This window comes from Enterococcus sp. AZ163 (assembly GCF_050498925.1).
In the GTDB taxonomy this organism is placed as follows: Bacteria; Bacillota; Bacilli; order Lactobacillales; family Enterococcaceae; genus Enterococcus_A; species Enterococcus_A ferrettii.
Window position 1 is genome coordinate 2,556,420 of sequence record NZ_JBIPAO010000001.1, and the last position, 14,288, is coordinate 2,570,707.

General features: G+C 37.2%; 13 protein-coding genes. All 13 read left to right on the forward strand.

Annotated elements, in window-relative coordinates; genetic code table 11:
* The first annotated feature begins 109 nt into the window (after nt 1-109).
* The 13 genes from murC (at nt 110) to IGI46_RS12230 (ending at nt 14,275) form a co-directional block, all read left to right on the forward strand.
* Nucleotides 110-1,444, forward strand: a complete 1,335-nt coding sequence (murC, locus tag IGI46_RS12170) for a UDP-N-acetylmuramate--L-alanine ligase (RefSeq protein ID WP_207703313.1) — start codon at nt 110-112, stop codon at nt 1,442-1,444.
* Between the two features lie 146 nt (nt 1,445-1,590).
* Complete coding sequence (locus IGI46_RS12175) at nt 1,591-2,046, forward strand: MaoC family dehydratase (protein ID WP_207703368.1); 456 nt, start codon at nt 1,591-1,593, stop codon at nt 2,044-2,046.
* Entirely contained in the window at nt 2,039-2,719 is a 681-nt protein-coding gene (locus IGI46_RS12180; RefSeq protein WP_429963374.1) for a Bax inhibitor-1/YccA family protein, read from the forward strand. The genes IGI46_RS12175 and IGI46_RS12180 overlap by 8 nt, the downstream gene beginning before the upstream one ends.
* A 156-nt stretch (nt 2,720-2,875) precedes the next feature.
* Entirely contained in the window at nt 2,876-5,515 is a 2,640-nt protein-coding gene (gene polA, locus IGI46_RS12185; RefSeq protein ID WP_429963375.1) for a DNA polymerase I, read from the forward strand.
* Nucleotides 5,516-5,560: 45 nt separating this feature from the next.
* The gene (gene mutM, locus IGI46_RS12190) at nt 5,561-6,391 is read left to right on the forward strand and encodes a DNA-formamidopyrimidine glycosylase (RefSeq protein WP_429963376.1); all 831 of its coding nucleotides are present in this window, start codon (nt 5,561-5,563) and stop codon (nt 6,389-6,391) included.
* A gap of 5 nt (nt 6,392-6,396) precedes the next feature.
* Entirely contained in the window at nt 6,397-6,996 is a 600-nt protein-coding gene (gene coaE / locus IGI46_RS12195; RefSeq protein ID WP_429973512.1) for a dephospho-CoA kinase, read from the forward strand.
* 94 nt (nt 6,997-7,090) lie between these two features.
* A complete protein-coding gene (nrdR, locus tag IGI46_RS12200; protein ID WP_429973513.1) occupies nt 7,091-7,579 on the forward strand; it encodes a transcriptional regulator NrdR in 489 nt (162 codons plus the stop codon).
* A gap of 64 nt (nt 7,580-7,643) precedes the next feature.
* Complete coding sequence (locus tag IGI46_RS12205; RefSeq protein WP_429973514.1) at nt 7,644-8,972, forward strand: replication initiation and membrane attachment family protein; 1,329 nt, start codon at nt 7,644-7,646, stop codon at nt 8,970-8,972.
* Complete coding sequence (gene dnaI, locus IGI46_RS12210) at nt 8,972-9,898, forward strand: primosomal protein DnaI (RefSeq protein ID WP_429963380.1); 927 nt, start codon at nt 8,972-8,974, stop codon at nt 9,896-9,898. The genes IGI46_RS12205 and dnaI overlap by 1 nt, the downstream gene beginning before the upstream one ends.
* Nucleotides 9,899-10,012: 114 nt before the next feature.
* Nucleotides 10,013-10,723, forward strand: a complete 711-nt coding sequence (locus IGI46_RS12215) for a tRNA (adenine(22)-N(1))-methyltransferase (protein WP_429973515.1) — start codon at nt 10,013-10,015, stop codon at nt 10,721-10,723.
* Nucleotides 10,710-11,825, forward strand: coding sequence for a Nif3-like dinuclear metal center hexameric protein (locus IGI46_RS12220; protein ID WP_429973516.1), 1,116 nt, complete (start codon nt 10,710-10,712; stop codon nt 11,823-11,825). The genes IGI46_RS12215 and IGI46_RS12220 overlap by 14 nt, the downstream gene beginning before the upstream one ends.
* Before the next feature lie 22 nt (nt 11,826-11,847).
* A complete protein-coding gene (gene pepT, locus IGI46_RS12225) occupies nt 11,848-13,077 on the forward strand; it encodes a peptidase T (RefSeq protein WP_429973517.1) in 1,230 nt (409 codons plus the stop codon).
* Between the two features lie 148 nt (nt 13,078-13,225).
* Complete coding sequence (locus IGI46_RS12230; protein WP_429963384.1) at nt 13,226-14,275, forward strand: lysylphosphatidylglycerol synthase transmembrane domain-containing protein; 1,050 nt, start codon at nt 13,226-13,228, stop codon at nt 14,273-14,275.
* Nucleotides 14,276-14,288: the final 13 nt, after the last annotated feature.

Sequence of the window (14,288 nt, forward strand, 5' to 3'; positions counted from 1 at the left end):
TTTAAGGGATCGGTTGCTTACATAAGAGAAGAAAAAATTGCTATTTTGTCATTTTTATACGATAATGTGAAACGAATAAACGTACCAAAGAAGAGGATAGAGGGATAAGATGAATAACAAGGATACGCTTTATCATTTTGTTGGAATTAAGGGCTCTGGCATGAGTTCGCTGGCATTAGTCTTATTTGAAAAAGGCTACAAGGTGCAAGGGTCAGATGTTGAAAAATATTTTTTCACTCAACGGGATTTGGAAAAAGCAGGAATTAGTATTCTGCAATTTGATAAAAATAATATTCAAGAGGGAATGACTATTATTGCCGGCAATGCTTTTCCTGATACTCACGAAGAAATTGTTCGTGCGAAAGAGTTAGGTTTGGAGATTGTCCGCTACCATGATTTTATTGGACAATTTATCCAACCTTATACTAGCATTGCAGTAACTGGGTCTCACGGCAAGACAAGCACAACTGGGTTGCTTTCACATGTACTTAGCGGAATCGCACCAACTAGCTACCTAATTGGAGATGGTACAGGTCACGGCGTACCAGATGCTAAATTTTTCTCTTTTGAAGCATGTGAATACCAACGTCACTTTTTGGCGTATTCTCCTGATTATGCGATCATGACTAATATTGATTTTGATCATCCTGATTATTTCAAAAGTATTGATGACGTCTATGAAGCCTTCCAAACTTTGGCGTCTCAAGTAAAAAAAGGAATTTTTGCCTATGGTGATGATGAATATTTGCGTAAGTTAAAATCAGATGTGCCAATTTATTTTTATGGTTTATCTGATGACGATGATATTCAAGCACGTAATATCGTACGAACTACTAACGGTTCTGCTTTTGACGTCTATCACAAAGAAAGTTTTATTGGACGTTTTTCTGTACCCTCATTTGGAAAACACAACATTTTGAATGCTTTATCAGTAATAGCTGTAGCCTATTTTGAAGGGTTAGACATGGATAAAGTAAAAGAAGAAATGTTGACATTTTCTGGAGTGAAACGTCGTTTTAGCGAGAAAAAAGTCGCAGACATGGTGATTGTTGACGATTACGCGCACCATCCAGCGGAGATTACTGCAACCATTGATGCTGCTCGTCAAAAATATCCTGAGAAAGAATTAATTGCTGTTTTTCAACCTCACACATTCAGCCGGACAATTGCTCTGATTGATGAATTTGCTGAAGCTTTAGATAAGGCTGATCATGTTTATCTTTTAGACATCTTTTCATCAGCCCGCGAAACTAGCGGAGAAGTGAAAATTGAGGATCTTGGCAATAAGATTCAAAAGGGTGGGCTAGTGATGCAGGAAGACAATATGTCTCCGTTATTGGACTATGAGAATGCAGTAGTGATCTTTATGGGAGCTGGTGACGTCCAACGGTTTGAACGAGCTTATGAAAACCTATTAAGTAATACAACTAGAAACGTATTATAAAAACTTTAACTGATCTAATCAATCAAGGTTAGATCGGTTTTTTAGTATCTTAAGTATATGACTAAAATGGAAGCTTCTTGTGTTTTTACTGCATTCTGATAAAATATGTATTAGATTAAACAACGGAGGGAAATGATTTGTACAATATGAAGGCGAGAAAAATTGGAAAGACGATTGATGAAATCGAAGAAGGCGACTCGCTGTCCTTAACGGAATCAATCGAAGACAATCAGTTGCTCTTATATTTGGGCTTAACCAATGATGCAAATCCATTATACATCCAACATGATTTTGTCAAAGATACTGAATATGAACGGCCGGTAGTTCCATCTATCATGCTGATGGGTATTATTACTAGTGCTATTTCTAAACATCTGCCTGGTCCAGGTTCTCATGTCGTAAATTTTTCGATCAATTTTATTGATCCAGTGTATCATTATGAGACTCTGACTTTTGAATTTGAAGTAATTAAGGTAGACAAAATGAAGGATGTTGTAACCATATCAGTTGAAGCAGAAAATAGTGAAGAAAAACGAATTTTAGATGCTGTAGTAATGGTGAAACCACCTGCGTTTAAATTGGAGGAGGAAACAAATGAATAATCAACAAGCAGTAACGGGCTTAAATCGATTTTATGGGAAAATTTATGGTTATCTAGCACTAGGAATTGGCATTAGTGCATTTATTTCTTATTTGGCGTTAGGTCCAATGACCAATCAAGTTGCAGCATTTATCAACGGATTCCCTTTAGGATTCTTCGGTTTATGGATTGCTGAAATTATCTTGGTAGTTATATTAGGAGCTAAGGCCCAATCAAATCCTAGCTTAGCGATTGGCGGTTTCATTGGTTATTCTGTATTGAATGGATTGACTATAGCTGTCACATTAGCGATGTATGATATTGGAACAGTTACCCAAGCGTTTGTAACAGCATCGGTAACGTTTGTTGCAATGTCGTTAATCGGTACTTTTACTAAGCGTGATTTATCTGGCATTGGCCGGGCGGCACTTAGCTGCTTAATAGGGATTATCATAGCAATGTTCTTGAATATCTTTGTCTTACACAGTGGTGTGGTAGATCTATTTATTTCTATTTTGATGGTAGTTATAATGTCAGCAATTACAGCTTATGACAATCAAATGATTCGCAGAATTTATCAGCAAACTAATGGTCAGGCTGGTTCAGGGGTAGCGGTCTTCATGGCCTTGCAACTGTACCTTGATTTTATCAATCTGTTTATCTCATTCTTGCGAATTTTCGGTAATAATAATTAAAAGGCGAGCAATCGCCTTTTTTTCATGAGTAACAGTTTTTTTAGGTTTTACAAAATGACTAAAAGTTTGAAAAAGTCGAAAATTTTTTTAAGGGATTGGATGCTTTCCAAAGTAGGGAATACTTTGTTAAAATGAAAACGTAAAGGAGTCGAGACAATGGCTAAAAATAAATTATTACTAGTAGATGGAAACAGTGTGGCCTTTCGTGCGTTTTTTGCGTTGCATAATTCGTTGGAAAAGTTTAAAAATAAAAACGGATTGCACACCAATGCAATCTATGCTTTTAACAATATGTTCGAAAATGTGATGGATAGGGAAAAACCAACGCATGTTTTAGTAGCCTTCGACGCAGGCAAAACTACTTTTCGAACAGAGATGTACAAAGAGTACAAAGGTGGACGTTCAAAAACACCTGGTGAATTTCGAGAACAGCTTCCTTATATTCGTGAATTATTACAAGGTTTAGGTGTTAAGCACTACGAACTAGATAACTATGAAGCAGATGACATCATCGGAACCTTAGCAAAGCAAGCTTCTGATGCTGATTTTGATGTGGTGGTCCTTTCTGGTGACCGTGATTTGACTCAATTGGCTAGCGATAAGGTTACTGTTGATATTACTGTAAAGGGTGTCAGCGATATTGAGTCTTACACACCAAAACATGTAGCGGAGAAATATGATGGACTGACACCTAATCAAATTATTGACATGAAGGGATTAGCTGGGGATACTTCCGATAACTATCCAGGAGTGACTAAGGTTGGTGAAAAGACAGCTATAAAACTTTTGAAGGAATATGGCAGCGTTGAAGGTGTTTATGAAAATATTGATGAACTGAAACAAAGCAAGATGAAAGATAATTTGATCAACGATAAAGATCAGGCCTTCTTGTCTAAAGAGCTTGCAACCATCATAACAGATGCTCCAGTAGCAATTTCGCTAGAAGACCTGGCTTATTTTGGCAAGGATTTAGACAAGCTGGTAACTTTTTACAAAGATATGGACTTCAAACAATTTTTAAGTAAATTGAATATTGAAGAGGAACCGATCGAATTGGAAGATATCATGTATCAAGTTGTCAATGAGTATGATGCTTCCATGTTCTCTCCAGATGCTGGCTTATATGTAGAAATGCTTGAGGATAATTATCATACTGCAGATATTGTTGGTGTAGCTTGGGGAACTAAGAAACAAGTATATGTGACAGACGATTTAGCTATTTTTGACAATTCTGATTTTAAATTATGGTTAGAAGAATCAAATAGCAAGAAGGTTTATGATGCCAAACGTACCTATGTAGCGTTAAATCGTTACATCGGTAAAACCGAAGGCATAAACTTTGATGTATTGTTAGCAGCATATCTTTTAGATACGAACGATAATAGCAATGATATCGCTGGGGTAGCACAGCATTATGGCTATACGGAAATTCAACCAGATGAACAGGTTTACGGAAAAGGTGCTAAAAAGGGTTTGCCAGAAGATGAAGAAGTTTTCTACAATCATTTGGCACGTAAAATCAAAGCAATCAACTATTTAAGTGACCATCTTGGAGAAGAACTTGAAGAAAAGAAACAGGATGAGCTGTTCTATAAGATGGAATTACCGCTGTCGCGTATTTTAGCTGAAATGGAAATTATTGGTATCAAGGTCGATGCTCAACGCCTGCAAAGTATGCGCGGAGAGTTTTCTAAACGTCTTCAGGAAATTGAGCAAAGGATTCATGAAGAAGCAGGCGAAGAATTTAATATCAATTCACCAAAACAGTTAGGCGTTATCCTATTTGAGAAGATGCACCTTCCTGTGATTAAGAAGACGAAAACGGGTTATTCAACTGCGGTAGATGTTTTAGAGCAATTAAGAGAACAAGCTCCTATAGTAAATGATATTTTGAATTACCGACAAATTGCTAAGATCCAATCAACCTATGTTGAGGGTCTTTTGAAGGTTATTCAATCAGATAACAAAGTGCATACGCGTTATTTGCAAACTTTAACACAAACTGGTCGCTTAAGTTCAGTGGATCCCAATTTACAAAATATTCCTATCCGTTTGGAAGAGGGCCGGAAAATTCGAGAAGCTTTTGTTCCCAGTGAGAAAAACTGGTTAATTTATTCTTCTGACTATTCTCAAATTGAATTACGGGTGTTGGCTCATATTTCTGGAGATAAGCATTTGATTGAGGCTTTTAAGGAAGGCATGGACATCCATGCTAGTACTGCAATGCGAATTTTTGGTGTAGAAAAAGATCAAGTGACCCCAAATATGCGTCGGGATGCTAAGGCAGTCAATTTTGGTATTGTGTATGGGATTTCTGATTATGGATTGTCTCAAAATTTAGGAATATCTCGGAAAGCAGCTCAGGAGTATATTGACACTTATTTCGAAAACTATCCAGACGTAAAACGGTATATGGAAGAAAGTGTTCGAGAAGCAAAGGATCTTGGATATTCTGCTACCTTGTACAATCGTCGTCGATATCTGCCAGATATTAATTCGCGTAATTTCAATGTTCGATCATTTGCTGAACGAACAGCTATTAATACCCCTATTCAAGGAAGCGCAGCAGATATATTAAAATTAGCTATGATTGAATTGGATAAACGATTAAAAGAGGAAAAACTACAAGCGAACATGCTGTTACAAGTACATGATGAATTAGTTTTTGAAGTACCTGAAGCAGAGTTAGAAACATTAGATAAGCTAGTTAAGGAAGTAATGGAAAATACTGTACAGCTGGATGTTCCATTAGTTACTGATAGCAGTTGGGGAAAAACTTGGTATGAAGCAAAATAACTAGAAGCTGGAATTTTTCCAGCTTTTCCCTTAGGAGTGAAAAAAGTGCCAGAACTACCAGAAGTTGAAACAGTCCGCCGTGGATTAGTTTCTTTAGTTATAGGAAAAACTATTCGCAGGGTCGATGTTCTTTGGCCCAAAATCATTGAATCCCCAGAAGTTGATCAGTTTCGAAATGAGCTGGTAGGAGAGACTATTGAAGATGTTGGCCGTAGAGGTAAATATTTAATTTTTCATTTTACTCATTATGATATGGTATCTCATCTAAGAATGGAAGGGAAATACGAATTTTTCCCTGAAGCTACAACGTTAGATAAGCATAGTCACATACGTTTCGTTTTTACTGATGATTCTGAATTAATTTACAATGATGTGCGTAAATTTGGTCGAATGAGTTTAATGAAAAAAAATACTGGTTTGCAATATAAAGGAATTCAACAGTTAGGCCCTGAGCCTACGAATGAAACATTTGATTTAGCAGAGTTTGAGACTCGCTTAAATAAGGCGCATACGATGATTAAGCCCTTGTTGTTGAACCAAAAAATTGTTGCGGGTCTTGGGAACATTTATGTAGATGAAGTATTGTGGTTGTCAAAAATACATCCAGAGCAGCCAGCCAATACGTTAACAACTAAAGAAGTTGAAATTTTACATCAAGCGATTATTGCTGTCATTAATAAGGCAAAAGAAGCAGGTGGGACAACTATCAGAACCTATCTAAATGCTTTAGGGGAAGCCGGACATTTTCAGCAGGAGCTTAATGTATATGGACAAACTGGAAAACCTTGCCCGCGTTGTGGGACGCTCATAGCTAAAATGAAAGTTGCTCAACGTGGAACCCATTATTGTCCACATTGCCAACAACTGAAGAGGTGAAAAAAATGAGTTATGTGTTAGGGATTACTGGTGGTATCGCTAGTGGAAAATCGACAGTAGTTAATGTATTTCGCTCAGCTGGATTTCCTATTGTAGACGGGGATGTAGTGGCTCGTGAAGTTGTCGAGCCAGGTACTCCCGGTCTTTTTGCACTTGTTGAAGCTTTTGGTGAAATGATCATTACACCTAAAGGAACATTAAATCGAAGAAAATTAGGCAATCTTATTTTTAGGGATGAAGAAGAACGTAAAAAACTTAACCGAACACTTGAACCTTTTATTCGTAATGAAATTGATCGGCAGATAGAAGTTGCCAGAAAAAGTAATTCGTTAGTAATTGCTGATATCCCTTTACTTTATGAAGGACATTATGAAAACAAAATGGATGCTATTGCTGTTGTTTATATCGATCATGCTACTCAATTGAGACGTTTGATAGTTAGAAATCAATTATCAGAAATGGAAGCAATGAACCGAATTAACAGCCAAATGCCTCTAAATAAAAAAAAGCAGCTGGCAGATGTTATTTTTGATAATAGCGGAACTTTAGAGGAAACAGCTGACCAAGTGATAAAATGGTTAAAAAAACAAGCCTTTATTGAATAAAGATTCGAAAAATGGCATAACAAAGCTTTTTTTAGCCATTAGGATATGATAAACTCGTGTTACAATAAAATACTATCATCTGAGAGGTGAAAAAATGCGTTGCCCAAGATGTAATCATAATAACTCAAGAGTCATTGATAGTCGTCAAACCGATGATGGACGTGCCATCCGAAGACGCAGAGAATGTGAAAATTGCGGTTTCCGTTTTACAACTTTTGAACGGATTGAAGCTGCACCGCTTTTAGTTGTTAAGCGTAATGGCGATCGGGAAGAATTTAATCGCGACAAGATTCTGCGCGGGCTAATTCGTTCGGCCGAAAAACGTCCTGTTGCCATGGAGCAAATGGAACAGATTGTTGATCATGTAGAAAATCGTGTTCGCGGTTTAGGTGAAAATGAGATATCTACCAGTTTAATCGGTGAATATGTTATGGAAGATTTAATGAATGTTGATGAAATTGCATATATTCGTTTTGCCAGTGTTTATCGCCAATTTAAGGACATGTCGGTGTTCTTAAAAGAATTACAGGAAATCGTAGATAAAGCCAAATCTGCTGATGGAAAAGAACAGGATTTGTTTTAAACTTTGACAGGAACTGAGGCAATTATCGAACTGATTGTTACTGAATATTTTAGGGGGCTAGTTTGTGACATCTGAATTAAAGCCAACGACTATTTACTCCGTCTATGGCAGTCCTCTGCTGGATGAGAGCCGCCAGCAAGCACTATTATTTTTATACCAACCGATTATAGGTGCGGAAGCTCTGAGTCTGTATTTAAACCTATCTAGCGACATTACAGTCGAAGGAAAAAGCCCTGAGTTGATGCATGCTGATTTATTGGCCGCCATAGATAACGGGTTAGCTGCAATGTTGAAAGCCCGTGAAAAGCTGGAAGGTATCGGCTTGTTAAATACTTTTCAGAAAGAAGATAATGAATTGGGGATGACGCTATTTTATCAATTAATTCCTCCGTTAATGCCTATCGATTTTTTTCAGGACGCATTAATGTGTTATTTGTTAATGGAAAAAATTGGTGAACGCCGTTTTCAACGATTAGTTGAACGTTTCCGTCCAAAGGTAGTTCCAACAGAAGGATTAACCAACATTACAAAACGGTTTCGCGATAGTTATCGATTTGAAGAAACGAGGTTTGCTGCGAATACGGAACTATTTGATGATACCCATGATAAATTTATTCAACCAAAAGTAGCAGCTAGTACTTTTGACTGGACCTTCTTCAATCAGCAGCTAGAGAAGTTTAGTTTGACATTAGAGGAAGAAGATCAAAAAAAAATCGAAGCTTTACATCAAATGTACGGGATTGATGAAATGGAAATGCTGGATTTTGCTGTAAAATCCAGTGAACAAAATCAGATTCAGTTAACTTTTTTAAGAAATTTAATTGTAAAAAGCAAACAAATAAAATCCGTAGACGGTGAGACAGAAGTACAATTAGCTGATAATCGAAATTTATCAGGAGAATTTTCAAAGGCCGAACAGGAAATAATTCGTCAAAGTGAAAGGATACCACCAATCAAATATCTGCAGGCAATTAAAAAGCAAAAGGGTGGGTACGAAACTAATCAAGAAATTCGCTTGATTGAAGATTTGCTGAGTCGTCACTTATTTCCAAATAGTGTAGTGAATATACTAATTAACTACATATTAGTGATTCAAAACCAGGCAGTAATTAATCAAAACTATCTGAATGCAATCGCTAATGATTGGGCTCAAAGGAAGATTCAACGACCGGAAGAAGCCATTGTACATGTTCGTCAAGCAGACCAAAAGCTGGTCAAGAAAAAGACCACCAATCGCCGTAATAATGCTGCTGGTCGGAAGGCACAAGGTAGAAAAGAAATTCTGCCGACGCACATTAAAGAACCACCAAAAGAGAAGAAGATTAGTCCAGAAAAAGAGGCCGAGTTGAATCGCAAGCTGGCGGAATATCTGAACAAAGAGGGTGAGAGCTGATGGAAGATGTAGGCAAAGAACTGAATCGAATTATTAAGTCACGTGGAGTAGATGGCAGGTACCAGCAAATGATGCAGGAAGTACTTCAAGATTCCGATGTACGTGATTTTATAGAGCGACATAAGGCAAAATTGACACAAGAAGATATCGAGAAATCCTTTGCCAAGCTGTACGAATTTGTTCAAGAAAAGAAAAAATTTTTGGCAGATGATCCTACTATGATCGCTCCTGGATATGAACCTAAATTAACGCTTAATTTTCATTTTATTGATGTAACCTATGTTCCTACTGATGAATTATTGATGCGCAAAAAAGAAGAAGAGATTCGCAATCGAATTAACTCGGTTGATATGCCTAAAGATATTCGTCAGGCATCGATTCGGACCTTTGAAGTGACTTCTGGTCGAAGTGAAGCATTAGAAGCTTCTTTAGATTTCATAAACCAATATAATGCTGCTCCAAAGGATTTTCATAAAGCATTATATTTAGTAGGAGATTTTGGAGTTGGAAAAACTTACTTGCTAGGAGCCATGGCCCATGAGCTAGCAGTAAAAGGGTATGAGACAACGTTAGTTCATTTTCCTACTTTTGCTGGTGAAATGAAACAAGCGATTTCTACAGATAAAGTTGGACCGAAATTAGACAGCGTTAAGCGGGCTCCAATTTTAATGATCGATGATATTGGAGCTGACTCAATGAGTGCTTGGATTCGAGACGATGTTTTAGGAGTCATCCTTCAATATCGCATGCAAGAACAACTGCCTACTTTCTTTTCATCAAATTTTGACATGATACAATTGGAGGAGCATCTATCTGTGACGCAGCGGGGAGATGAAGAACCATTGAAGGCGAAACGAATTATGGAGCGTATTCGTTATTTAAGTCGTGAGATTTGGATGATCGGTGAAAATCGTCGAAATGGCTAAAAAAAGAATTTACTGAGAAGAAACAAAATACCTCATTAAAAAGCGAAGTTGACTCGCCTTTTTTTGAGGTTCTTTTTTTGATGAGTGCTATAATCAATGATAGGAAGTGACGAAATGAATGCTAATGAATTATCGCCACGCTTACAAGTAGTGGCTAATTATGTGCCAAAAAAAGCTCGACTAGCGGATATTGGTTCCGACCACGCATATTTACCTGTAGCTTTAGTGCGGAATGAAAGAATTCAGTATGCGATTGCTGGTGAGGTGGTTCAAGGTCCGTATGAAGCAGCAAGAAAACAAGTATCTAAAAATGGATTAGAGCAGTTTATTGAGATACGCTTAGGTGATGGAATGGAGGTTGTTTTCCTAGAAGATAACATCGAAACCGTCACAATTTGTGGAATGGGCGGTGTTTTGATACGAGATATTTTAGAGCGCGGAAAAAGGATGCATCGTTTTTCAGGCAAAGAAAGATTGATTTTGCAGCCTAATGTTGGTGAAAAACAATTGAGAGAGTGGTTAGCAGCAGAGGGCTACACAATTATTGCTGAGACAATTCTTGAAGATCATCACAAGATCTATGAAGTGATGGTAGCTGAAAAACTAGATTCAACTGCGAGTTACACGCAACATGAATTACTTTTTGGACCACATTTATTGCAGGAGCGGTCAACTGTTTTCTTGAAGAAATGGCAGCATCAGCTTGAAAAATTAGAAAAGGTTCGTGCCAATTTAGCCAAAAGCAATCAGCAGCTTGAGGATAAAATTATTCAAGTTGAGCGGGAGATTCAATGGATTAAGGAGGCTTTAGATGAAAGCAAGTAAATTTATTGAGCGTTTCAAACAGTATTGTCCCGAATGGTTAATTGAAGATGGGGATCCTGTTGGGCTGCACATTGGTACTTTAAACAAAGATATCCAAAGAGTCATGATGAGTTTAGATGTTCGTCCAGCAGTAGTAGCAGAAGCGATTGAAAAAAAGATTGATTTGCTGATTGTTAAACATCCGCCTATTTTTCGCCCTATTGATCGTTTGACGACGGATGACTTTCAAACAAAAATGTATGTAGATTTGTTAAAGCATGATATTGCTGTCTATGTTGCACATACGAACATGGACATTATTCCTAATGGTTTAAACGACTGGTTCTGTGAATTGCTAGAGGTTAAAAATACTACTTATTTAGTGGAGAGTCAGTCGATTCCTATAAAAAAGTTAGCCGTTTATGTACCAATGGACGATAGTAAAGCGATGCGAACAGCGTTAGCCGAAGCAGGAGCTGGCAAGCAAGGTAATTATGAAGCTACCTCCTATACACTCTCAGGAACTGGACGCTTTACTCCAGTTGGTGAGGCAAATCCGACAATTGGTGAATTGAATCGACAGGAACAGGTTCAGGAAAGTAAAATCGAGGTTATTTTTCCAGCTATTTTAGAAGAGCAGGTGGTGGAAGCAATGCTGACAGCTCACACCTATGAAGAGCCAGCATACGATATTTACCAGCTAGATAATCCACCGTTAAAATATGGGATTGGCCGTGTAGGTACTTTAGCTGCGCCCCTATCAACCGAAGAATTTATTCAGCAAGTAAAGAAGGTTTTTAATTTGGATGGGCTAAGAGTAGTTTATCCGAAACAACCAAAAGCTACCGTTCAACGAGTAGCTATCTGTGGCGGAAGTGCTGAAAAATTTTATAAGGATGCTCTTCATCAGCAGGCTGATGTATACATTACTGGAGATGTCTATTATCATACCGCTCATGATATGCAAGAATCAGGTATGTTGGTTATTGATCCTGGGCACTATATTGAAGCTTTGTGCAAGAGAAAAATGGTCGAACTATTTAATCAATGGAAAGACGAAGAGGATTGGGATGTTTCATTCTATGTCTCAGAAGTCTCAACCAATCCTTTTTCTTTTAAATAATATATAAGAGGAGAGAAGCAGTATGTACGAAAATTTATTACCTCGTTTCCTACGCTATGTAAAAACAGAAACTCGTTCTGATGCGACAAGTACCACCACTCCAACTACTCAAACTCAGGTAGCTTTCGCTCATGAGTTGATGAAGGAATTAGAAGAAATAGGGATGCAGGATATTCTTTACAATGAAAGTAACGGATATGTCATCGCAACTTTGCCAAGTAATATCGACAAAAAGGTACGTAAGATTGGTTTTATTGCTCACATGGACACTGCTGATTTCAATGCTGAGGGTGTGAATCCACAAATCATAGAAAACTATGATGGTGAGTCGACGATTAAATTGGACAAAAATGGAAAGTATACGTTAAATACAAAAGATTTTCCTAACTTGAAAAATTATAAAGATCAAACGTTGATTACTACGAATGGTTCAACTCTTTTAGGAGCAGATGATAAATCTGGAATTGCTGAAATTATGACCGCGATGGAATATTTGATCAAGCATCCTGAAATCAAACACGGAGAAATTCGTATTGGTTTTGGTCCGGATGAAGAAATAGGCATTGGAGCAGATAAATTTGATGTTAAACAATTTAATACAGATTTTGCTTATACTATGGATGGCGGTCCTTTGGGTGAACTTCAATATGAAACTTTCAGCGCTGCTCAAGCAACTATCACATTAGTAGGTAAGAACGTCCATCCAGGTACAGCTAAAAATACCATGATTAATGCTTTACAATTAGCTATTGATTTCCATAATCAGTTGCCAGAAGCAGATCGACCAGAAAAAACTGAAGGTCGTGAAGGATTTTATCACTTATTAGCTTTGGATGGAAATGTTGAAGAAGCAAAAATGACATATATCATTCGCGATCATGATCGTGAAAAATTTGAAGCTCGCAAAGCGCAAATCTTGGCTATTCAAAAAGAAATGAACCAGCAATTTGATGTGGAGCGTGTTGTAGTTGATATGTATGATCAATATTACAACATGGGCGAAATTATCGAAAAGGACATGACAGTCATTGAATTGGCTAAACAAGCTATGGAAGAAGTTAATGTTACTCCTGTAATTGAACCAATTCGTGGGGGAACAGATGGGTCGAAGATCTCCTTCTTAGGAATAGCTACTCCTAATATTTTTGCCGGTGGCGAAAATATGCACGGACGTTTTGAGTTTGTCTCCTTGCAAACGATGGAAAAAGCAGTCGACGTCATCGTCAAAATTATTGAAAACAATGGAAAATAATTAAGTACAACGAACAAACTTTTTATTTGAAAATCCCAATTTACTCTTGAGGATTTTGCGTAAAAAGTTTGTTTTTTTAGACTTGTTTTTTTGCTCCAGAATAAATAATATGATAGGCTAGTACAAAATAGATGAATGAGGGTCCCAAATGAATCTTTCTGTTAATCGAAAGTTGATCTTAAACATCCTTTTATTTTTGGTTGTTATTGGATTAATAATTTTTGTAATCCGTGACTCTTTAGGTGAGATTTTCGAAGAACTAACGACAACATCTTGGCCAATTGTATTAGGTGTTACTGTATTAGGTGTAGTGAGTCAATTGATTGAAGGCTACACAATAAAAAATATTGCTTCAGAGTATAATCCATCGTTTACAATTATGGATGGTTTCTTTGGATCAGCTTATGCAACTTTTTATCGCGTGGTCACGTTCGGAACGGGTTCAATAGTAGCTGAAGTTATCTATTATCGAAAAAAAGGCTTGAAGCTTTCACAAGGAACGGGTGTCACTGCTTTACGAATGGTAACTTATAAAATTGCTGTTATGATTTGGGCCTTAGTATTTTTGGTCTTGGAATCAGATGTTTTGCGTCAAGAAGTACCGAATGGCATTATGCTGGTTTTAATTGGTATGTCGGTAACATTAGCAATCGTAACAGTATTATTACTTTTTAGCTTGAATGTCAGTGCACAAGTAATTTTTGTGAAAATTTCCAATCGTATCTTTAAAAGACAACGCTGGCGTGATCTAGTAGATAAGGCCAATTTGCAGTTTTATTCATTGAGAGAAACGATTCAAACTTTTATCAAAAATAAACATGTAGTGGTTAAGGTATTTGCCTCAAATATGGCTAAGCTAGCTGTCTGGTATGCTATTCCTTATTTTATTCTAAGTCAGAGTTATCCCAACCTTTCACTATCTTTGTCGATAGCACTTATTAGTTTTACAATTACTTTAGGTGGAGTTTTACCAGCACCTGGAGGCATTGGTGGGTTAGAATTTGTTTACGTCTTGCTGTTTAAACATGTTGTTAGTAATGTAGATGCTGTATCCTCATTGCTGCTTTATCGGTATGCAACTTACTTAATGCCTTTCTTTATAGGAATGGTCTATGTGCTAGTGACAAAACAAAAAGAAATTAAAACAGAATTTGAAGAAGCAAAAGAAAATAAAAAGGAAGCCGACAACCAGTCATAGGCTTCCTTTTTTT

What these genes read in the sequence shown, in the direction of transcription:
- dnaI (WP_429963380.1), top strand. Translation starts at nt 8,972, where the DNA reads ATGGAAGATGTAGGCAAAGAACTGAATCGAATTATTAAGTCACGTGGA.
- coaE (WP_429973512.1), top strand. Translation starts at nt 6,397, where the DNA reads ATGAGTTATGTGTTAGGGATTACTGGTGGTATCGCTAGTGGAAAATCG.
- pepT (WP_429973517.1), top strand. Translation starts at nt 11,848, where the DNA reads ATGTACGAAAATTTATTACCTCGTTTCCTACGCTATGTAAAAACAGAA.
- IGI46_RS12230 (WP_429963384.1), top strand. Translation starts at nt 13,226, where the DNA reads ATGAATCTTTCTGTTAATCGAAAGTTGATCTTAAACATCCTTTTATTT.
- IGI46_RS12215 (WP_429973515.1), top strand. Translation starts at nt 10,013, where the DNA reads ATGAATGCTAATGAATTATCGCCACGCTTACAAGTAGTGGCTAATTAT.
- murC (WP_207703313.1), top strand. Translation starts at nt 110, where the DNA reads ATGAATAACAAGGATACGCTTTATCATTTTGTTGGAATTAAGGGCTCT.
- IGI46_RS12175 (WP_207703368.1), top strand. Translation starts at nt 1,591, where the DNA reads ATGAAGGCGAGAAAAATTGGAAAGACGATTGATGAAATCGAAGAAGGC.
- nrdR (WP_429973513.1), top strand. Translation starts at nt 7,091, where the DNA reads ATGCGTTGCCCAAGATGTAATCATAATAACTCAAGAGTCATTGATAGT.
- polA (WP_429963375.1), top strand. Translation starts at nt 2,876, where the DNA reads ATGGCTAAAAATAAATTATTACTAGTAGATGGAAACAGTGTGGCCTTT.
- IGI46_RS12220 (WP_429973516.1), top strand. Translation starts at nt 10,710, where the DNA reads ATGAAAGCAAGTAAATTTATTGAGCGTTTCAAACAGTATTGTCCCGAA.
- IGI46_RS12180 (WP_429963374.1), top strand. Translation starts at nt 2,039, where the DNA reads ATGAATAATCAACAAGCAGTAACGGGCTTAAATCGATTTTATGGGAAA.